The 22010-nt window shown below is 52.7% G+C and carries 18 protein-coding genes; 3 read left to right on the forward strand and 15 right to left on the reverse strand.

The genetic code is table 11. The features are described 5' to 3' along the window. Window positions 1-44: 44 nt before the first annotated feature. The 3 genes from ACOCF6_RS23670 (at window position 45) to ACOCF6_RS23680 (ending at window position 4294) form a co-directional block, all read left to right on the forward strand. On the forward strand, window positions 45-488 hold the full coding sequence (locus ACOCF6_RS23670) for a hypothetical protein (protein ID WP_482462945.1): 444 nt from the start codon (window positions 45-47) through the stop codon (window positions 486-488). A 100-nt stretch (window positions 489-588) separates the two neighbouring features. Beyond that, entirely contained in the window at window positions 589-3261 is a 2673-nt protein-coding gene (locus tag ACOCF6_RS23675; RefSeq protein WP_482462947.1) for a UPF0182 family membrane protein, read from the forward strand. Between the two features lie 43 nt (window positions 3262-3304). Next, window positions 3305-4294 (forward strand): AI-2E family transporter, encoded by a 990-nt coding sequence (locus tag ACOCF6_RS23680; protein ID WP_482462949.1) that lies wholly within the window; start codon window positions 3305-3307, stop codon window positions 4292-4294. A gap of 121 nt (window positions 4295-4415) precedes the next feature. Here the strand turns inward: ACOCF6_RS23680 and ACOCF6_RS23685 are convergent, their stop codons facing one another. The 15 genes from ACOCF6_RS23685 to mreC form a co-directional block, all read right to left on the reverse strand. After that, window positions 4416-4964, reverse strand: a complete 549-nt coding sequence (locus ACOCF6_RS23685; protein ID WP_482462951.1) for a 2-oxoacid:acceptor oxidoreductase family protein — start codon at window positions 4962-4964, stop codon at window positions 4416-4418. Between the two features lie 23 nt (window positions 4965-4987). Continuing rightward, window positions 4988-5806, reverse strand: a complete 819-nt coding sequence (locus ACOCF6_RS23690; RefSeq protein ID WP_482462953.1) for a 2-oxoacid:ferredoxin oxidoreductase subunit beta — start codon at window positions 5804-5806, stop codon at window positions 4988-4990. Window positions 5807-5808: 2 nt separating this feature from the next. After that, entirely contained in the window at window positions 5809-6942 is a 1134-nt protein-coding gene (locus ACOCF6_RS23695; RefSeq protein WP_482462955.1) for a 2-oxoacid:acceptor oxidoreductase subunit alpha, read from the reverse strand. Between the two features lie 21 nt (window positions 6943-6963). After that, a complete protein-coding gene (locus tag ACOCF6_RS23700) occupies window positions 6964-7161 on the reverse strand; it encodes a 4Fe-4S binding protein (protein WP_482462957.1) in 198 nt (65 codons plus the stop codon). A 118-nt stretch (window positions 7162-7279) separates the two neighbouring features. Next, window positions 7280-8230 (reverse strand): malate dehydrogenase, encoded by a 951-nt coding sequence (mdh, locus tag ACOCF6_RS23705; RefSeq protein ID WP_482462959.1) that lies wholly within the window; start codon window positions 8228-8230, stop codon window positions 7280-7282. A gap of 80 nt (window positions 8231-8310) precedes the next feature. After that, complete coding sequence (icd, locus tag ACOCF6_RS23710) at window positions 8311-9723, reverse strand: NADP-dependent isocitrate dehydrogenase (RefSeq protein ID WP_482462961.1); 1413 nt, start codon at window positions 9721-9723, stop codon at window positions 8311-8313. A gap of 54 nt (window positions 9724-9777) precedes the next feature. Continuing rightward, window positions 9778-12003 carry an NADP-dependent isocitrate dehydrogenase gene (locus ACOCF6_RS23715; RefSeq protein WP_482462963.1) on the reverse strand — a complete coding sequence of 742 codons (2226 nt, stop codon included), beginning with the start codon at window positions 12001-12003 and terminating at the stop codon, window positions 9778-9780. A gap of 329 nt (window positions 12004-12332) precedes the next feature. Beyond that, the gene (locus ACOCF6_RS23720; RefSeq protein ID WP_482462965.1) at window positions 12333-12935 is read right to left on the reverse strand and encodes a LysM peptidoglycan-binding domain-containing protein; all 603 of its coding nucleotides are present in this window, start codon (window positions 12933-12935) and stop codon (window positions 12333-12335) included. 109 nt (window positions 12936-13044) lie between these two features. Continuing rightward, window positions 13045-14829: an aspartate--tRNA ligase gene (gene aspS, locus ACOCF6_RS23725; RefSeq protein WP_482462967.1), complete on the reverse strand. Its 1785-nt coding sequence runs from the start codon at window positions 14827-14829 to the stop codon at window positions 13045-13047. A 205-nt stretch (window positions 14830-15034) separates the two neighbouring features. Next, window positions 15035-15682, reverse strand: coding sequence for a signal peptidase I (gene lepB / locus ACOCF6_RS23730; protein ID WP_482463432.1), 648 nt, complete (start codon window positions 15680-15682; stop codon window positions 15035-15037). 96 nt (window positions 15683-15778) lie between these two features. Then, entirely contained in the window at window positions 15779-17575 is a 1797-nt protein-coding gene (gene lepA / locus ACOCF6_RS23735) for a translation elongation factor 4 (RefSeq protein WP_482462969.1), read from the reverse strand. Between the two features lie 98 nt (window positions 17576-17673). Beyond that, window positions 17674-18774, reverse strand: a complete 1101-nt coding sequence (gene rodA / locus ACOCF6_RS23740) for a rod shape-determining protein RodA (protein WP_482462971.1) — start codon at window positions 18772-18774, stop codon at window positions 17674-17676. Further along, window positions 18767-20689 carry a penicillin-binding protein 2 gene (mrdA, locus tag ACOCF6_RS23745; RefSeq protein ID WP_482462973.1) on the reverse strand — a complete coding sequence of 641 codons (1923 nt, stop codon included), beginning with the start codon at window positions 20687-20689 and terminating at the stop codon, window positions 18767-18769. The genes rodA and mrdA overlap by 8 nt, the downstream gene beginning before the upstream one ends. After that, complete coding sequence (gene mreD, locus ACOCF6_RS23750) at window positions 20686-21174, reverse strand: rod shape-determining protein MreD (RefSeq protein WP_482462975.1); 489 nt, start codon at window positions 21172-21174, stop codon at window positions 20686-20688. Before mreD ends, mrdA begins: the two co-directional genes overlap by 4 nt. Next, on the reverse strand, window positions 21167-21988 hold the full coding sequence (gene mreC / locus ACOCF6_RS23755; protein ID WP_482462977.1) for a rod shape-determining protein MreC: 822 nt from the start codon (window positions 21986-21988) through the stop codon (window positions 21167-21169). The genes mreD and mreC overlap by 8 nt, the downstream gene beginning before the upstream one ends. Window positions 21989-22010 lie beyond the last annotated feature (22 nt).

The raw sequence follows: 22010 nt of genomic DNA on the forward strand, positions 1-22010 counted from the left end.
TCGCCTCCGGCTCAACCACTGGCGAAACACACAGGGAGATACACATGAACAGGCACATTGTCACATTATTTACTGTCGTTGCAGCGGTTCTGTTTTTAAGCATCACCGTGCTGGAGCTGAACGCCGAGGCCAGGGCCGGCGGAAGCCGCTCTATGGGCAGCCGAAGCTCGCGCAGCTATTCCCGGCCGGCCAGCCCCTCCGCCCAACCCGGCCCGTCACGGCAGCAGGCTGCGCCTGCACCTGGCGCATTTCAGCAGCAGGCCGGCGGCGGATTCATGAGAAACATGGCCGGCGGCATGATGGGCGGTATGCTGGGAAGTATGCTCTTCAGCAGCTTTGCGGGTGCCGGTGGCGGCATGGGTGGCGGCACGGGTGGCGGCGGCATCGGTATGTTTGAAATCGTGCTTCTGGTAGGCGGGGGCTATCTTATTTACCGTTTTATCAAGAGAAAAAAGGCTGACAATTCCTCTACGCCCTTTAACCGGTGATATAATCAGAATGTAATTTTAGCCGCCTGTTTTGCAGAAAGTCATTGTTGACACGTATCCTGATTATCAGGCTCAGAACCGAACTATAGAGGGGTCGCGCATGTTTAAAAACAGGTTCATTCTCATTCTGGTAATTGCCTCAGTATGTATCCCCCTGCTTTCGTACCTGCTGAATTTCTACACCGACTGGCTGTTCTTCATCGAGACAGGTTTCTCTTCGGTGTTTACGACGACGCTGTATGCCCAGACCGGTGCCGGGGTGTTCTTTGGAGCAGTGATGCTCGGATTTGCGCTGATCAATCTGCTGCTAGCAAACCGATCTGCCTTCCCCTCTGCCAGCATGTTTATCGATGCAGGCAGCTTGAGATTGCACCGCAGCGAGATCCTGCGATTTGTCAAACCGCTGGGCATCCTGGTCTGTACCGCTCTGGCGCTGTTTGCAGCCAACTGGGGTGCCCTGCAGTGGGAAAACATGCTGCTGTTCACGAACAGGCTGAACGTCGGAACGGTTGATCCCGTGATCGGCAAGGATATCGGTTTCTATCTGTTCAGCCTGCCGTTCATGGAGGTACTCAAGGGCTTTGCGAGCTTCATGCTGCTGGCAACGGCTGCCGTAACCGCAGCGGCGTATTATGTCCGGGGGGGCATCACCCTGACGGAGCGCGGCGCGGCGGTTGACCAGAAAGTCCGGCAACATCTGGCGGTTCTGGTGGGGATCTTCGCCTGTGTGATCGCCGCGGGCTTCTATCTGGACAGCTTCAACCTGTTATTTGCCAACAACGGTGCCTTTTATGGTGCCGGATATGTGGATGTCAATTCCCGACTGCTGACCTACAGAGTCCTGACGTTTCTGACACCTCTGGCGGGGGTCGTGCTGGCGGTCGGTATCTGGAAAGGCGCCTGGCGCATGGCGCTGCTGCCGCCGGTAATCGTGGTGGCAGTGTATATGATCGGCATCCGGGTCTATCCGGGTCTGCTCCAGAAGTTCAAGGTTGCTCCCAACGAACTGGCCCTGGAAACTCCCTATATCGAGAACAACCTCAAATTCACCCGCCTCGGCTACGATCTGGACAAGATTGAGACCATCCCCTTTGATGTTGATACGAAGCTGTCTGCTGCCGATATTGCCAGCAATGACGCCACCATCAAGAATATCCGGCTCTGGGATCATGCCCCGCTGCTCAAGACCTACAGCCAGCTGCAGCAGATCAGGACCTATTACAAGTTTTTCGATGTGGACAATGACCGCTACCTGGTGAACGGCCAGTACACCCAGGTCATGCTGTCGCCGCGCGAACTTTCCTACGCGGATCTGCCCAGCAAAAACTGGATCAACGAACGCCTGATCTTCACCCACGGCAACGGCATCACCTTCGGTCCGGTCAGCCGGATCAGCAAGGAGGGGCTGCCAGAGTTTTTCGTCAAGGATATCCCGGCTGTCAGCCTGGCCGATATCAAGGTTACCAGGCCGGAAATCTATTACGGCGAGCTGTCCAACACCTATGTGGTCGTCAAGACCAAGGTCCCGGAATTCAGCTACCCGACCGCCACCGGCAATATCAATACCACCTATGCCGGTAAAGGCGGCGTAGCGATCGATTCCCTCCTTAAAAAGGCCCTGTTCGCAGCCAAATTCAAGACAGAGAAGATCCTGCTCTCATCCGACATCACCGCAGAGAGCCGCATCATCTACAACCGCAACATCAATCAGAGGGTCAGAGCGGTGGCGCCCTTTCTCCGTTTCGACGGCGACCCCTATATGGTCGTAACCCAAAACGGCGGGCTCACATGGATTATCGACGCCTACACCTACTCTGACCGCCTCCCCTATTCAAAACCGCTCAAGGGGGGCATCAACTACATGCGAAACTCCGTCAAGGCGGTTGTAGATGCCTATGACGGATCGCTCAGCTTCTACATCAGCGACCCGAACGATGTACTGACCAAGGTGTATGCCCGCATGTTTCCGGCGCTCTTCAAGCCGATGTCAGCCATGCCAGATGACCTGCGCAGACACATGCGATACCCGCACCAGTTCCTCCAGGTACAGGCCGCCATGTTTGCCGCCTACCACATGACCGATCCCAAGGTGTTCTACAACAAGGAGAACCTCTGGGAGATCCCTGCCCTCGGCGAAAAGCAGATGGAACCCTACTACACCATCATGAAACTGCCAGGCGAAAAGGTGGAGGAATATATCCTGCTCCTGCCGTTTACCCCCTCCAAGCGGGACAACCTGGCGGCCTGGCTGACGGCCCGCTGTGACGGTGCGAATTACGGGAAAATCAAGGCTTATACCTTCCCGCGCGACCGCCTGATTTACGGGCCGAAACAGATCGATGCCCGCATCAACCAGGATTCCTTTATCTCCCAGCAGTTGTCGCTCTGGAACCAGCGCGGTTCAGAGGTCATCCGGGGCAGCCTGCTGGTGATTCCGATCGAAAAATCGCTACTGTATGTACAGCCGCTGTTCCTGGCAGCCGACAAGGCCGCTCTGCCGGAATTGAAGAGGGTCATTGTCGCCTTCGGTGACCAGGTTGTCATGGAGGAGAACCTGGAACTGGCCCTGCAGCGACTCTTCGGCGGCAAGAAGTCTGCCGCTGCCGTGGCCATGGCGGTCACGCCAGATTCAAAAGCGACTCCGGCCACACTGGCCAAGGAAGCGATGAGCATCTATGAAAAGGCCACAACTCTCCAGCGCCAGGGCAACTGGGCCGGTTACGGCGAGGAGCTGCGCAAACTGGAGCAAGTCCTGAAGCGGATGGCGCAGTAGCTATATATAAAATGCGATTTATAACGGTTTCTGAGAGGTTTTGATGCCCCGACATACCACCATCAGCTATCTGCTGGCCGCAGCCGCTGTATTCCTTGTCCTGCATTTTCACCTGCTGCCGGCGGTATTCGCCGGACTTGCGGTGTATGTGCTCACATTGAAGCTTGCCCGCCACCTCCCCAAAAATATGAACCGTTTTGCCCGCAAGGTCTCTCTGGGAGTTGTCGTGATCTGCGTCATAACCTGCCTGACCAGCGCCTGCGCCGCTATCTGGTCGTTCATCGGCAGCAGCCACGGTATCGCAGCCCTGCTGGCTACAGTGGTCGACACGCTTGGAAGCCTGCGACGGGCCCTGCCCGACTCGGTTGCCGATGTGCTGCCAACGACCATTGAAGGGCTGCGGCAGCAGCTCATCGAAATGTTCGGCGATCATGTCCAGAAAATATCTGTCGTCGGCATGGAGGGGGTCAAGGTCTTTGCCCATGTGCTGCTGGGAATGGTCGTAGGCGGCATGGCTGCCGTACACCATTTCACGGACCACGACCAGTCGCCGTCTTTTATCAGTGCACTGCGCTCCCGGTTGCGAACCCTTACCACAGCCTTTGACAAGGTGGTTTTTGCGCAGGTCAAGATATCGGCCCTCAATACCGCCTTGACCGCCGTGTACCTGCTGATCGCCCTGCCGCTCTTCGGCATCCACCTTCCCATGGCTACCATTCTGGTCCTGCTCACATTTGCCGTCGGTATGCTGCCGGTGGTGGGAAACCTGGTATCCAACACCCTGATTGTCGTAATCAGTCTCGGCGTATCCCCGGCGGTCGGCGTTGCATCGCTGCTGTTTCTGGTCTTGATCCATAAGGCCGAATACTTCATGAACGCCAGGATCGTCGGTCACGAAGTACAGGCCACCGCATGGGAACTGCTGAGCGCCATGCTGCTTATGGATGCCGCCTTCGGCATTGCCGGTCTGGTGGCTGCTCCGGTGGTGTACGCCTGGCTCAAGGCAGAGATCAAGGCACTGGGGATGATCTGAGTAGTACATCGCACGTTAAAACCTAGCCCACCGCCAGAACACTACATATCGACGTTTGAAACACAAAAAAGGCCCGCTGCTTTCGCACCGGGCCTTTTCTTTACAAGCTGAAACCGTACAACTAGGCTTTGGCTGCTGCCTGGGCTCTTTCAAAACCCATTGTAAATGCCTTTTTGTTCAGTTCAAGAAATGCTTCAGGAACGCTGGAAAGAACAGCCTTTTCGGCATTTTCAAACGTAACCTGACCGGTCAGAGCAACCATAGCACCCAATGCAACGATATTGGCAACGATTTCACGACCAACATCATTCTTGGCAGTATTGATAATCGGAAATGCAACGGTTTTGAAATTGCCTTTGGGAAGCGTTTTGACAAGATCAGAGTCAACAAGTAACACGCCGCCTTCTTTAAGATCGTGTGAATACTTGTTGGCAGCTTCCTGTGTCATGGCCAGCAATGCATCACATTTTGTGATCTTGGGATAATCAATCGGACCATCGGAGATGATGACTTCCGATTTTGATGCACCACCACGGGCTTCAGGCCCGTAGCTCTGGGATTGAACAGCCTGCTTGCCTTCATAGATGGAGGCAGCTTTGGCCATGATGATGCCGGCGGTAATCAAGCCCTGCCCGCCCGCACCGGAAAATCTGAGTTCATAACGTGACATCTTTATCGCTCCTTTTCCTGTAATTATTTGGCGGCCTTGGCACGCTCGATGACCTTGGCGTACTCGTCGGTGTAATGTGGCTTCTCTTCTTTGTAAAGAACACCGGTGAGCACCTTGCCCTGCAACTGCTCGGCGGTCATTTTTTCGGCGGCCTTGACGGGAACAGCAACCTCTTTCAAGCGGTTCATCATCTCGATAACCGATTTGTATTTATTGCGGCGACCATAGGTTGTCGGACAGTCGTCCAGAATTTCAACAACAGAGAAGCCTTTGTGCTGAATAGCCTCGACGATCAGTTTGTCGATCTGGTTGGCATGGAAGGCAGTTCCGCGGGCAACGAAGGTAGCACCGGCACCGATGGCCAGTTTGGCGATATCGAAGCCTGGATCAGGGTTGCCGTAGGGGGTGGTGGAAGCCTTGTGGCCGGTCGGGGTACAGGGAGAAAACTGTCCGCCGGTCATGCCGTAGATATAGTTGTTGAGGATGATGTAGGTCATGTCGATGTTTCGGCGACAGGCGTGGATGAAGTGGTTACCGCCGATGGCGGTACCGTCGCCGTCTCCGCCGACCAGGATCACGTTCATCTCCGGTTTTGCCATTTTAACGCCGGTAGCAAAGGCTGCAGCGCGTCCATGGGCAGTATGCAGGGTACAGCAGTCAATGTAGCCGGGCAGACGTGATGCACAGCCGATACCGGAAACAAGAGCGGTATCTTCTTTTTTGAGCTGCAGTGTTTCGAAAGCCCGGATCAACCCCTTCATAACGATGCCGTGACCACAGCCGGGACACCAGATATGAGGAAGTTTGCCGGGACGAATCCATTTATCGTAATCAAATGCCATGGTTACTTAACCTCCTTGATTTTCTCGAGGATCTGGTCGGGATTGATCGGCTCTCCGTCTACACGGAAGATGCCAAGGACCGGAGCCTTGCCCTGAGCGTTACGTTCGATTTCCAGCGAGCACATTCCCAGGTTCATTTCCGGGATAACAAAGCCCTTGACCTTGGCTGCCAGCGCTTTAATCTGCTTGTCAGGGAACGGCCAGAAGGTCTTGATGCGGAACATGCCGGCCTTGATGCCCTGCTCGCGGGCAACATTGACCGCATAGCGGGCCGAACGGGAGGTAGAGCCGTAAGCAACTACAACAACCTCTGCATCAGCAAGCTGGTACTCTTCGAACTGAACGATATCGTCCACATTGGCATCGACCTTGCGGACCTGACGCTCTTCCTCGGCCTGAACGATCTCGGCTTTGGTGGTCGGGAAACCGTCCTGCATCTTGTTAAGACCGGTGACATGGAATTTGTAGCCGGAACCGAATGCGGCCAGCGGAGGTACATCGCCGAAGCTGGTGTCATAGGGCTTGTATTGCTCAGGCGGAACAGTCGGAGACTTGCGCGGTGTCACTTCGATCTCGCCCGGCTCGGGGAACACAACACGCTCACGCATGTGGGCTACGATCTCGTCCGGCATAACCATGACAGGTGTGCGATATTTTTCGGACAGGTTGAAGGCGCGGATAACCTCTTCATAGGTTTCCTGCACAGAGGCCGGTGTCAGGCAGATGGCCGGATGGTCACCATGGGTACCCCATTTGGCCGACATCACGTCGGACTGGCTGGGACCGGTCGGCATACCGGTGGAAGGGCCACCACGCATGACATTGTAGATAACGCAGGGAATTTCGGCGATACAGCCGTAGCCGATCAGTTCCTGCTTCAGTGAAAGACCGGGGCCTGATGTTGAGGTCAGAACCTTGGATCCTGCCAGGGAAGCTCCGAGAATGGCGGCCATAGCCCCGATCTCGTCTTCCATCTGAATGAATTTCCCGCCAACCTTGGGAAGTTCAATTGACATAACCTCAGCAACTTCAGTTGAGGGGGTAATCGGGTAGCCACCGAAAAAATTGCAGCCTGCATACAGCGCGCCTTGTGCTGCAGCTTCATTACCCTGGAGAAACGCTACTTTTTTGGACACAGTTAATTTCCTCCCGTAGAATTATTCGGTAATAACTTTAATTGCGAAGTCTGGGCACCTGAGTTCGCACTGCATACATTTGATGCAGGCTTCCAGGTTCTTGACGCCAACTACAAAGCCCTGCATTTCCAAAACCTTGGTGGGGCAGAACTCGACACAGATATGGCACCCCTTGCAGTACTTTTCGATAATCTCAATTTTTGGCAATTTTTTCTCCATCTGGAATTACTCCTTTATTCCGTAGTAAAAGGTGTGAAATATCAAGCCCATAATGTGGCAAAAGAAGGGCACGTGCCCTTCTTTTGCTTTACACAAAAGAATCTTGATTGGATGAAATCTACTTCATGCTGCCGACAAGTTCCTTAACCGCTGCAACAGACTTGTCCATCATAGCCTGCTCCGTAGCATCCAGCTTGAACTGGATGATTTTCTCAACACCTTTTTCGCCGAGTACAGCCGGTACGCCGACGTAGAAACCGTTAACACCGAACTCACCCTGCAGGTAGCAGCAGGTTGGGAGAACGCGTTTCTGGTCCTTGAGAATAGATTCGGCCATTGCAATGGCGGAAGATGCAGGCGAGTAGAACGCAGAACCGGTTTTCAGCAGGGCAACAACTTCGCCGCCGGCACCGCGAGTACGCTTAACCATTGCTTCCATAACTTCTTTGCCCTTTTCTGCGCCATATTTCTGCTCGAGCAGTTCCGTAACCGGAATACCATTGACACTGGCATAACGGACCAGAGGAACCATGTCATCGCCGTGGCCGCCAAGGGTCATGGCAGTTACGTCCTTCACGGACACACCCAGTTCCCAGGCGATAAAGGTGGCAAAACGTGCAGAGTCAAGCACGCCGGCCTGGCCGATAACACGGCTGTAAGGGAAACCGGTAATTTTCTGGCAGAGGGTAACCATTGCATCAAGCGGATTGGAGATAACGATTACGATGGAATTAGGGGCATACTGTTTGATGCCTTCGGCAACCGAGGTCATGATCTTGGAGTTCACTTCGATCAGATCATCACGGCTCATGCCCGGCTTGCGAGGCAGACCGGCGGTCACGATAACAATATCGGAACCCTTGATGTCTTCGTAGCTGTTGGTACCTTTCAGGTTAACGTCATAACGATCAACAGGGCCGACTTCAGCGATGTCGAGCATTTTCCCCTGGGGAAGTCCTTCAACGATGTCAAACAGCACAACGTCGCCAAGTTCACGCAATGCGCAAAGCTGGGCAAGAACACCACCAATCTGACCACCACCGATGAGAGAAATCTTTTTACGAGCCATTTCTGTTTCCTCCTGGTTTTTTTGTTGCTTAATTGATTGTAGACTGGATTAAAATCTGTCCTACAACGGGTATGTAACAGTTACATATTTTCGATCAAGGCATCGGCAAAACCGGAACAGGAAAGCAGCGTTGCCCCTTGCATCATGCGCTCGAAGTCGTAGGTTACACGCTTCTGGCCGATTGTCTTGTCAATGGATTTGACTATGATTTCAGCTGCTTCCAGCCACCCCATATGTTCGAGCATCATAACGCCGGATAGTATAACAGAACCGGGGTTGACCTTGTCAAGGTTTGCGTATTTTGGAGCTGTTCCGTGAGTTGCCTCAAAAATGGCATGTCCGGTAACATAGTTGATGTTGGCTCCCGGAGCAATACCGATACCACCTACTTGTGCCGCCAAAGCATCCGAAAGGAAATCACCTTCTAGATTCATTGTGGCAACAACATCAAACTCCTTGGCACGGGTCAGAACCTGTTGCAGAGTTATATCTGCAATGGTGTCTTTAATCATCAGGAGCCTTTTCCACTTGCCGCCACTGTGGGTCGGCATCAGGGTAATGGCTTCTTCGACTTCGCTACAGATATCCTCTTTCTGCCTGGGGGACATCATATCGTAGCCCGGATCAATCGCCTTGGCGTTTTCCACTACTGAAAAGCCCGGATTGCGATCCTGATTGTCAATAATCCAGCTTTCTCGTTCAGTGACAACCTGGTCGCGAAACTCCCCTTTGGCAATTCCGTAGCCCCAATCCTTGAATGCGCCTTCAGTAAACTTCATAATATTGCCCTTATGGACAATAGTCACAGACTTGCGTTTGTGATCAAGCGCATACCGGATTGCCGCCCGTATCAGGCGCTCGGAACCTTCCCGGGAAATCGGTTTGATTCCGATTGAGGAACTGTCCGGGAAGCGGATTTTGTCAACACCCATTTCCTTAATAAGGAAATTGATGATCTTTTCACATTCCTCAGTACCGGTCATCCACTCTATACCGGCATAGATATCTTCACAGTTCTCACGAAAGATAACCATATCGACATCTTGCGGCTTCTTGACCGGTGAAGGAACACCCTGAAAATAGCGAACCGGCCGAAGGCATGTGTACAGATCAAGCATTTGACGAAGGGCTACGTTCAGGGAGCGAATTCCACCACCGATTGGTGTGGTTAAAGGCCCTTTGATGCCAACCAGGAACTCCCTGAATGCAGCAACTGTCTCGTCGGGCAACCAGGCCTTATCGCCCATCTTTTCGCGGAAAAGGTTGAATGGCTTTTCACCGGCATACACTTCCATCCAGCTAATTTTACGACGGCTGCCATAAACCTTCTCTACTGCAGCATCGAAAACGCGTACCGAGGCCTTCCAGATATCGACCCCGGTACCGTCTCCTTCAATGAACGGAATGATCGGGTTGTCCGGTACTCGCAGCTTTCCGTCAGTTCCCATGGTGATCTTGTCCCCTGAGGGGACTGTCAGATACGTATAAGCCATCCAACCCACTTCCGCTGGTAGTTCAAGTTTTAAAAGAGCATCAGAATCTTCAAACTATGCAATGGCGTCAATGATAGCATTCAGGGTCGCACTGGGACGCATTGCTTTTTCAGTCAAAACTGGGTTTGGATTATAGTATCCGCCGATATCCTGTGGTTTGCCCTGGGCGCCGATCAGTTCCTCGTTGATCTTTGCTTCGTTTTCCTGCAGCTGTTTGGCAACTTTGGCAAAACGGGCAGCAAGATCCGCATCCTTGGTCTGGGCAGCAAGGGCTTCAGCCCAGTACATTGCCAGGTAGAAGTGGCTGCCCCGGTTGTCTATCTGCCCAACCTTACGGGCCGGGTTTTTGTTGTTGTCGAGGAACTTGGTATTGGCAACATCAAGTGTATCGGCCAGGAGCTGTGCCTTTTCATTCTTGAAGGTAGCGGCCAGATGCTCCAGCGACACCCCAAGAGCCAGGAATTCGCCGAGCGAATCCCAACGCAGGTAGCCTTCCTGTAAAAACTGCTGAACATGCTTGGGAGCCGAACCACCTGCGCCAGTCTCGAAGAGTCCGCCACCAGCCAGCAGTGGTACGATCGACAGCATCTTTGCGCTGGTCCCCAGTTCAAGGATCGGGAACAGGTCGGTCAGATAATCCCTCAGTGCGTTTCCACTGACGGAAATCGTGTCCAGACCGGCTTTTGCCCGTGGCAATGTGAAGCGCATTGCTTCCACCGGAGACATGATATGAATTTCCAGACCAGTGGTATCGAGGTCTTTCAGATATTTTTCTACTTTCAGAATCATCTGGGCGTCATGAGCCCTGTTTTTATCGAGCCAGAAAACAGCAGGGGCACCGGTTGCACGTGCTCTGCGCACTGCCAGTTTGACCCAGTCCTGAATCGGCAGGTCTTTTGCCTGGCAACCGCGCCAGATATCACCCTCTTCGACAGTGTGCTGGATCAGAACAGCTCCGGACTCGTCAACAACTCGCACGGTACCGTTTGCAGGAATCTTGAAGGTTTTGTCGTGTGAGCCGTACTCCTCAGCCTTCTGGGCCATGAGACCGACATTGGAGACGCTTCCCATGGTGGTCGGATCGAACTGGCCGTTTTTCTGACAGAATTCAATACACTCCTGATACCACTCAGAATAGGAGGTATCCGGGATTACACACTTGACGTCGTGCAGCTTGCCGTCCGGACCCCACATCCCGCCGGAGTCGCGAATTACAACCGGCATGGATGCATCAATGATGATGTCATTACTGGCATGCAGGTTGGTGATGCCCTTATCTGAATCAACCATCGCCAGTGGCGGCTGTTTCTTATAGACTTCCTGAATATCGGCTTCGATTTCAGCCCGTTTTGCTTCCGGCAACTTCTGCAGTTTTGCGTAGAGATCACCCATGCCGAGATCCGGATTGACACCAAGTTCACTAAATGTCGAAGCATGTTTTTCGAATACGTCTTTGTAGAATACGGAGACGAAATGACCGAACATGATCGGATCGGAGATCTTCATCATGGTAGCTTTAAGGTGGACCGAAAACAACACACCCTTTGCCTTTGCATCCGCAATCTGCTCCGCAATGAATGTGCGCAGGGCGCGAGCACTCATGAAGGCACCGTCAAGCACTTCGCCGGCCTGAAGAGGCAATTTTTCTTTCAGAACCTTGACGTTACCGGCCTGATCCACAAACTCGATTTTTACGTTACCAGCCTTTTCCATGGTAACGGATTTTTCGCTGTGGTAAAAATCGCCGGCGGTCATATGCGAAACGTGGGTCTTTGAATCAGGACTCCACGCGCCCATTTTGTGAGGATATTTTTTTGCATATTCCTTAACTGCACGCGCCGACCTTCTGTCGGAATTTCCTTCTCTCAACACCGGGTTTACTGCACTGCCCAAGCATTTTGCATAACGGGCATTCAACTCTTTTTCCGCATCGGTTTTCGGCTCTTCAGGATAGTCAGGGAGTTTATAGCCCTGCTCCTGCAATTCCTTGATGGCAGCTTTCAGCTGGGGAATTGAAGCGCTGACATTGGGCAATTTGATGATATTGGCCTCAGGCTTCTGTGTGAGCGCGCCAAGTTCGGCCAGATAATCCGGCATTCTCTGGTCTTCGGTCAGATAGTCGGGAAAGTTCGCTATTATTCTTCCTGCTACTGAGATATCCCTTGTCTCAACAACAACACCGGCGGCCTTTGTAAAGGCGTTGACAATCGGAAGCAATGAATACGTAGCAAGTGCGGGAGCCTCATCAATCTTAGACCAGATAATTTTTTGCGTAGTCATGTTCTCTCCTTAGTTTTTATGCCGGTATACGGCGGAGTCATAAGAATAAATTTCTGCAGTTACCGGCAGTGATTCTTCCGTTCCATTTCCCTGACGAAGACCGGCATAGTAATTATACGCCGTACAGCAAACCTACCCGTTGAGTATCACCTGATATACATAATCACCATCTCAGCAAGCACATTAAGCCATACTATAACTAATTGAATTTGAAAGCTTTTACAGTGTATACTATAAATTTTGTATACAGTATACAAAAGCGTTTTGACTGTCAAGAAAAAAACTTTTCCGCAAGACGTACCTAAGCGCTCCAAAAAACGATGTATCTATTATTTTCTGCCGGAAAAACGTTTGGCTTCTATGGCTTCGTCGCGGGAAAAATGACGCGGAATCTTGAGTGCCTGACCTGGCCAAAGCTGTTTGGGGTTGCGAATCTGGTCGCGGTTGGCACGATAAATGAGGGGCCATAAGGTTGCATCATTGTATATCTCGGTACGGGCGGCAATCTGGGGAAGGGTTTCTCCGCGGCGCACGGTGTAGACTGATGTTTGCGAGACAGGTTGTTCTTTCGTAGTAGCATCACGTTTTGCCGCCGCAACGGCTTGCTCCTCCTGGGCGGCTTTCAACAATTCCTGTTCACGCAGTCTCAACTCCGCTTCTGCAGCCTGAACCATCAGGCGTTCCTCTTCGTCCCTGGCAGCCGCTTCGGCCTCTCGCTGACGCTGTTCCTCTGCCATAAGCTGTTGACGGCGCAGCAGTTCACCCTTCAACACCGTTCCCTTTTGAAGGGCAAGCAGATAAAAGATGTCAGCTTCCCGTTCATCTTCATGAACATGCAGCACGGCCTCACCATGTTCGAATGTTTCCAACAGGTTATTATACTCCTGGGGAAACATTCCGGTGACATTCTGACGGGCAAGCTCATCAACCATTGCTGCAGCTTTTGCACGCCAGGTCGGAGACGGAGCTGAGCAAGCCGTCAGTATACATAGTATCAGAGCAGCTATGAGTCGTGCCACCCCACGCATCATGAATGGCAGCTCAAACCTGTTTTTCAGCAAGACGGATACCCAACTCGCGTAACTGCTTGTTATCTACCTGTGAAGGCGCTTCAGACATCATGCAGGTACCCTTCTGGGTCTTGGGGAATGCAATCACGTCACGGATCGAGTCACTTCCGGTCAACAGCATGATCAGACGGTCCATGCCAAAGGCAATGCCACCGTGGGGAGGTGTGCCGAACTCCAGGGCATCCAGCAGAAACCCGAACTTGCTGCGGGCTGATTCTACAGAAAGGCCCAAAAGTTTAAACATCAGTGACTGTACCTGCTCCTGATGAATCCTGATGGAGCCGCCACCGATCTCGTTTCCATTCAGCACCAGATCGTAGGCCTTGGCACGGCAACGTCCCGGGTCGGATTCAACAAATTCGACATCTTCATCCATTGGAGCAGTAAAGGGGTGATGCACCGCACACCAGCGTTTTTCATCCTCATCCCACTCCAGCAAAGGGAATTCTGTTATCCATACAAAGCGATAATCATCCTTGCTGGTCAATTTAAGGAGATTGGCCAGATGGTTACGCAGCCTGCCGAGCGAATCGTTGACGACCTTGGGCTTGTCAGCCACAAAGAACAACAGATCCCCCTCTTCAGCACCAAAGGCGTTGTTCATGGTGGCGATCTCTTCCGGTGTAAAAAACTTGGCTATCGGGGAGTGCCACTCGCCGTTTTCAATCTTGACATAGGCCAGACCCTTGGCACCGTAGATTTTGACGAACTCCGTCAGATCATCGATATCCTTGCGCGAAAATTTCGCGCAGCCCTTGGCGTTGATGCCTTTGATGATGCCCCCCTTGGAAGCCACATCGGCAAAGACCTTGAAACCGGAGGACTTGACAGTATCCGTCAGATCGCACAACTCCATGCCGAAACGCAGATCCGGGTTGTCCACTCCGAAGCGGCGGATGGCCTCGGCGTAGGTAAGGCGCTCCACCGGCAGTTGAACGGAGACCCCTTTAGCTTCGGTAAAGATCCGTGCGATCAGGCCCTCCATGACCGTAATGATATCCTCCTGGTCAATGAACGACATCTCGCAGTCGATCTGGGTAAATTCCGGTTGACGGTCGGCCCGCAGATCCTCGTCACGGAAACAGCGCACCACCTGAAAATATTTGTCAAAACCGGATATCATAAGGATCTGTTTAAAGATCTGGGGCGACTGGGGCAATGCATAAAAACTGCCCTGGTTGATGCGGGACGGCACCAGAAAATCGCGGGCCCCCTCCGGCGTTGATTTCGTCAGAAAAGGTGTCTCCAGTTCGATAAAACCGTTTTCCGTTAAATAACTGCGCGTTAGCTGAGATACCTTCGAGCGCAGGATAAGGTTATTCTGGAGTTGGGGCCTGCGCAGATCCAGATAACGATATTTAAGGCGAATATTTTCGTTGATCTCACTATGCTCGTCCAGCATGAACGGCAGAGGCTTGGAACGATTGAGCAGCTTGCACTCACTGACCTGGATTTCAACCTCTCCGGTCTTCATGGAAGGATTAACCGTACCTTCCGGACGGGGTATAACCGTTCCCTTGATTGCCAGAACGAATTCACTGCGAACCGACTCTGCCACCGCATGTCCCTGGGCATTTACCTCCGGATCAAAGACAATCTGGGCAATCCCTTCCCGGTCGCGAAGATCGATAAAAATAAGTCCGCCATGGTCCCGCCGGCGCAGGGCCCAGCCCATCAGGATGACCTCTTGGCCGATTTCCCTGGCCGTAAGATCGCCGCAGTAGTGTGTACGTTTCCAATTTCCCAGTGTATGCATATAGTGCCTCCAATCAAAGTCTTGAAATCTAAAATCTGAATCTCACGGAGCTCACAGAGCCCACGGATAAAATTTGAAAAATATCACATGCTGCAAACTAAATCGATACATAGTAGGTAAAGAATTAACCTCTTGACAGATTCCACTCAGTGTCTCGCTTACAAGCGCCTACTTTTGGCTGTGAACTCTGTGAGAAAAGAGTTGTTCAGTTTATAAGCTTGCCGATGCTGCCGAAACGTGGCCGGAACTTTTCCCGGTCCCACGACCAGTACTTGATGAATGCCAGCCCCTTGATCTGGTCCCGCCGGACAAACTTCCAGAAACGGCTGTCATAGGAACGATCGCGGTTGTCCCCCATCACAAAATAGGAATCAGGTGGAACAGTAACCGGTCCAAAGGTATCACGAGGATTCATCTCTTTCGGGATGACCTCCTTCTCTTTATGAACTTCATGCGGATTTTCATACGGCTTGCCGTTGACAAAGACCTTCTTGTCCTTCCCTTCAACCACATCCCCGGGAGTACCGACCACCCGCTTGATAAAATCCTTGCTGGGATCTTCAGGATACTCAAATACAATGACATCTCCCTGACGGGGGTCGCGGATTTTAATGACTGACGTTTTAGTAAACGGTATTTTGGTGCCGTAGATGAACTTGTTCACCAGCAGATGATCGCCTATGGCAAGCGTATCCTCCATGGAACCGGATGGGATCTTGAAGGCCTGAACCAGATAGGTTCGAATCACAAGCGCCAGCAGAACGGCAATGGCAATTGATTCCGCATATTCCCGAACAATACTTTTCTTTTTATACTCAGGACCCGCTACCGCCTGCTGATTGGCAGCATTCATGGCAGTCGGTGCGGATGCTGTTTCCTTGGATTCTTCCATGGTCTTTCCTTGTACATACGTATTTAATCAGCTTACTCAGGCAGTGTTTCCAGCGACTCAATCCACCTTTAAAATTGCCAGAAAGGCTTCCTGGGGTAACTCCACATTTCCCACGTTCTTCATGCGCTTCTTGCCTTCTTTTTGCTTTTCAAGCAGTTTTCTCTTGCGGGTTATATCGCCACCATAACATTTTGCCAGAACGTCCTTGCGCATGGCCTTGACCGTTTCGCGGGCAATAACCTTGTTGCCGATAGCGGCCTGAATGGCAACCTCGAACATCTGCCGTGAAATCAGTTCCTTCATCTTGGAAACCAGATCACGGCCACGGAAATATGCCTTTTCACGATGGAGGATCAGAGACAGGGCGTCAACCACTTCGCCATTGATCAGGACATTCATTCGTACCAGATCGCTGCGCCGGTACTCCAGGTGTTCATAATCCAGGGAAGCGTATCCTTTGGTGATCGATTTGAGACGGTCATAGAAATCAAGCACTATCTCGTTCAGCGGCAGTTCGTAGATGATCATGACCCTGGTCGGAGTCAGGTACTTGATCTCGCGCTGAACGCCGCGTTTATCCTCACACAATGCCAGTACGCCGCCGACAAACTCGTTGGGCACGTGGATATGGGCCAGAATGAAGGGCTCCTCCAGAAACTCCATGCTCTGCAGTTCCGGCATCTGATTGGCGCTCTGGATTGAAAAGACCTCGCCGTTCATTTTATGCACACGATAGACAACCGTCGGGGCGGTGGTGATCAGCTCCAGCCCGAACTCCCGTTCCAGCCGTTCCTGGATGATCTCCATGTGCAGAAGCCCCAGAAACCCGCAACGGAATCCGAAGCCCAGGGCAACGGAGGTTTCCGGCTCAAAGGAAAATGAGGAATCGTTCAGCTTGAGCTTGGCCAGGGCATCGCGCAATTGTTCATACTGGACAGTATCAATCGGGTACAGGCCGGAGAAAACCATCGGCTTGACCTCTTTAAAGCCATCCAGCGGCACCAGGCACTGCCGGTTCAGCAGGGTAACCGTATCGCCGACCTTGGCATCGGCAACATCCTTGATGCCGGCGATGACAAAACCGACCTCACCGGCTGTAAGTTGCGGTACTTCAACCATTACCGGTGAAAAGATACCGACCTTGAGCGCCTCATAGGCCTTGTTGGTGGACATCAGCTGAATCTTGTCACCTTTTTTTAAGGTGCCGTCAAACAGCCGCACCAGGATGATGACACCCTGGTACTGATCGTACCAGGAATCGAACAGCAGCGCCTTCAGCGGGCCGGTTTTATCTCCCTTGGGTGCCGGTATCTTCCTGACGATCTGCTCGAGAATCTCATGGGTGCCGATGCCCTCCTTGGCACTGGCCAGCACGGCATCATGGGCATCGATTCCGATGATCTCCTCGATCTCGTGCTTGACCCGCTCCGGGTCGGCGGCCGGAAGGTCGATCTTGTTGATGACCGGAAAGACCTCCAGGTTGGTGTCCAGCGCCAGATAGACATTGGCCAGGGTCTGGGCTTCAACCCCCTGGGAGGCATCCACCACCAGCAAACCGCCTTCGCAGGCCGCCAGTGAGCGGGAAACCTCATAGGTGAAGTCCACATGGCCGGGGGTGTCGATCAGGTTGAGAATATAGTCGACACCATCGTTGGAACGATAGTTGAGCCGAACAGTCTGGGCCTTGATGGTGATGCCGCGTTCACGTTCCAGATCCATCTTGTCCAGGAACTGGTCCTGTTTGTCACGGTCGGAAAGGGCGCCGGTAAATTCCAGCAGACGGTCCGCCAGCGTGGATTTGCCATGGTCGATATGGGCGATGATGGAGAAGTTGCGAATTTTACTGATATCCATGAATTCCTTCGGGTATGTTCATCAAAATAGAATTGTGTACAATAAATAAAACCAACGGCAATGTAAAGGTCAAATGGGTAAAACGTTCCCCAATCCCCTTAGAACATGAACCTCCGCATGCTGATATTCTGCAGCAAGCCGATACCCACCATGGACGTAATCATCGAGGTTCCGCCGTAGGAGAAAAACGGCATCGGCACACCCACCACCGGGAACATGCCGATCACCATGCCCATGTTGATCACGATATGCCAGAACAGCATGGCCGTGACTCCGACCGCCAGCAGGGTCCCGAAGCGGTCGTTGCAGCGCCAGGCGATATTGAGCCCCCACAGCACCAGTGACAGGTAGAGAACTATCAGGACAAGACAGCCGACAAACCCCCATTCCTCGGCAAATACCGAAAATGCAAAATCCGTGTGCTGCTCCGGAAGGAAACGGAGTTGGGACTGGGTGCCTTTGACAAAGCCCTTCCCGATGATGCCGCCGGAACCGATTGCAATCTTGCTTTGAATGATATGGTATCCGCTGCCCAGGCGGGAACGCTCCGGATTCAGGAAATCAAGGATACGGTTCTTCTGGTAGGGCCGCAGGAAATGACTCCACCCCAGCCACGCCATCGGAATGGTGACCAGGACGATCGTCACTACCGTTGTCCAGCGCAAACCGCGATATACTGTCATGGAAAGGGCTATCAGGATCACCAGAATAGCCGTACCCAGATCAGGCTGTTTCATTATCAGCAAGGTCGGCACCGCCAGGATACTCAACGGAAAGAGCATATCCTTAACGGACAAACCGCCGATCGACTGAAAGGTGTTAAAGAAACGGGCAAATGTTATGATGATGACAATTTTCATCAGTTCGGATGGCTGGACATTGAAAAGTCCCAGGTTAAGCCAGCGGGTGGCACCCATGGAACGGCGGCCGACGACCAGAACCGCCACCAGCAGCACGATCAGTACGCCGTAAAACCAGTAGGAGAAATCCTCCAGAATGTGGTAATCAACCGTACAGACCGATAACGCAATGACCGTCCCGACCAGAAACCAGTAGAACTGTTTGATGTAGTAGGGCGTTGCCAGAATCTTGTAGGGCGCGGTTGCGCTATAGATGTTGAGCATGCCCAGCAGACAGACAGTTACCACCAGTCCGGCCAGCGTCCAGTCAATATTTGTCAGAAGGCGGCGATCAATCATTGGCTGTATTCCCCCGTACGGCCGGTTTTAATGGCAATGGCAGATCCTCTTCCTCACTGTCCTCATCGTCTGATTTCCTGTTGTTTTCCACCGGCCTGGCCAACGGTTTTTTGCCATCAAAATAGGCCCGCAACATGCGGCCGGCAATCGGAGCGGCCGCGGAACCGCCATGCTCGCCATGTTCGATGATCACCGCGATAGCAATTTCGGGTTTTTCGTATGGTGCAAAAGCCACAAACAGGGCGTGATCGCGAAACTGATACTTTGTTTCGCGCTTGCTGTCACGCATCTTGACGACCTGCGAGGTCCCGGTCTTTCCGGCTACACGCACATCATACAGCCGTGCCGAGGCGCCGGTGCCGCCAGGGTCATTCACAACCGAAAACAGGCCCTGCTTGACCAACCGGAAGTGCTCCGGCGAAATCCCTGTCCGACCAATGACCTCCGGCTTGAATTCCTTTAATGTCCTGCCTTCCGTATCTACAATCTTTTTGACAAGAAACGGCCGATATACGGTCCCTTCGTTGGCAACCGTGGCAATCATCGAGGCCATCTGGATTGGAGTCATCAATACATAGCCCTGCCCGATGGCAACCGGCAGGGTCTCACCGTGATACCAGCGTTTGCCGAAACGCTTCTGCTTCCATTCGGCCGTGGGGATCAAACCGGGCTTCTCATTCGTCAAACCGATCCCCATCGGAGCACCGAGCATGAATTTATGGGCGGTTTTGGCAATCAGATCAACCCCCAGGTGTTCTCCCAGCTGGTAATAATATACGTCACAGGATTCCCTCAGGGATTTTTTGAGACTGGTCGTGCCATGACCACGCTTGTTCCAGCAATTGAAGGTCGACCCGCCCAACTCGTAGGAACCGCTGCAGTTGACCGAGGTGCTGTCGGTGATCTTGCCCTCCTCCAGCCCTGCCAGAGCAGTAATGACCTTGAAGGTTGACCCGGGGGGGTATTGACCGGTCAAAGCCTTGTTTTCCAGGGGGTGGCGTTTATCTTCCAGATAGGATTTCCAGATATCGGCGGGGAGCTTGCCGCTGAACAGGGCGGGATCATATGACGGATAGCTGACAAAGGCCAACACCTCACCGGTATTGACATCCATTGCAACTGCCGCACCGGCCTGGTCACCGAAAGCCTTTTCGGTCTGCCTCTGAAGTGCCGCGTCAATGGTAAGCACGACACTGTTTCCTACCGTCGGAAAGGATTCGGAAATAGTCCGCAGCACCCTGCCGCGGGCATCAACCTCCAGCTGCCGGCCGCCGTCATCACCGTGCAGCTCCGGCTCCCAGCTGCGCTCAATGCCGTTTTTGCCGATATAATCGCCCGGATTGTAATCCTCGTAACCCTTTTTATCCAACTCATCATCAGATATTTCACCGATATACCCCAGCAGGTGGGCTGCCAGAAGATTACTCGAGTATTCCCGGACCGGCTTCATCTCGATCTCAACCCCCGGCAAACGCAGGCGGTTCTCTTCGATGATTTCAACCTGATCGCGGCTGATATTGGATGCCAGCACAATCGGGTAATATTTGGCGCGACCCTGGGCCTTTTTCCAGCGTTCTTCCAGCTCAACCCGATCAAGGCCAAGCAATCTGACAAGTTGATCGAGCAGAGCGTCCTTGTCTTTTACTTCCTGAGGAACTACCGCCAAACTGAAGGAGGGCCGGTTACTGACCAGAACCTTGCCTCCCCTGTCCATAATCGCCCCCCGGGAGGCGGCCACCGGCACAAAACGCAGTCGATTGTTCTCTGACATGCTGCGGTAATCATCTGCGCTCAGGATCTGCAGGTGCCACAGCCGCAGCAATAACAGGAAAAAAATTGCTCCGACTACAAATGAAATGGCCAAAATCCGCTGTTTGGACTCCAGCACCTCGCGAACAAAGCGCTGCCCCTTCATAGCACTTCCTGGGGAGATGAAAAGACCGGCAGAAGTGTAACAAGTGATGCCGCAAAGGCATTTGCCAGCAGATGGGGCAAAAGGTTGGCGGTCATGGAATACGATATGCCGGGTGTTGAAGTGAACATGATCAGCAGGATCAGATCTGCAGACACGCACGCCAGGGTCGCAGCAGTGACAGTGACGACAAAAAGCTCACCGCTTTCAGCATACAGAAGATCCGAGACACTTTTTATGACGAGAAATATCAACAGGAAGGTGAAAGCATTCAATCCAAGATAAAGACCGCTGAAAACATCCTTGACGACCCCCAAAAGCCACGCCAGAAAAACACCTGTTTCAATGGAGCCACGCAAGGCCAGATACACCATTGCAATCAGGAGCAGATCCGGTTTGAAGGGGGTGGCGACATGAATCGGCAGCACGGAGGTTTCAACAACCACCGCCAGCATGATCACGAGCAGCGCGCTAAGGTTCCTAGTCATTGGGGTTCCTCAACACCACCAGGATCTCCTCAAGATGCGAGATGTTGGCTGAGGGGCGAATGGTGACTGTCTGGAAAATTCCGTATTCTCCGCGTTTTACCATGGTTACCTCACCGATCGGCACCCCCTTGAGAAATACACCCCCAATACCTGAGGTAACAACCATGTCACCGACCTTGACGTCTTCTTCGCGGGTAGTGAATTCCAGTGAGCAGAGACCTTCTCCCTTGCCCTTTACCACGCCACGTGCGCGTGAACGCTGTATGGTTGCGGCAATGCCGCTGGCATGGTCCGTCAGCAGCAAAACCCTGGCAGAAGTGGGCGCAACCTTGACTATCTGACCAACAACACCGTCAGCCGCCACAACGGACATACCCTCGGCAATTCCACTGGAACTGCCGCGGTCAATCACAAGCGTTTTAAACCAGGAACTGACATCCTCCCCCACCACGGTAACAGGAAGTGTCGGTATTTTCAGTGTGGTTTTCATGCCCAGCAGTTTTTCCAGGCGCTGGTTGGCCAACCTGGTTTCCTCGGCGGTTATGATCCGGGAATTGAGTCCCTTGATCTCATCCCGCAGTCGCAGGTTTTCCAGTCGAACATCCACCAGATTGATGTAGTTATCCCAGACATCCTCAAAAAAACCGCTGACCTTGGTCGCCGGCTTCATTACGGGTAAAAAGGCCGTCATCACGCCACGCTCGATGATATTTGCATTGCGTTTATGAGGGATATTGAGTGAATAGAAAATCAGGGCAGCAAGAATCCCTATGCCAGTCAGGAGTACGAGACCAAATTTTTTAAAGAATTCCATTATATATTCCCATCAGGTAGAC

The sequence above is a fragment of the Geobacter psychrophilus genome (assembly GCF_056821595.1).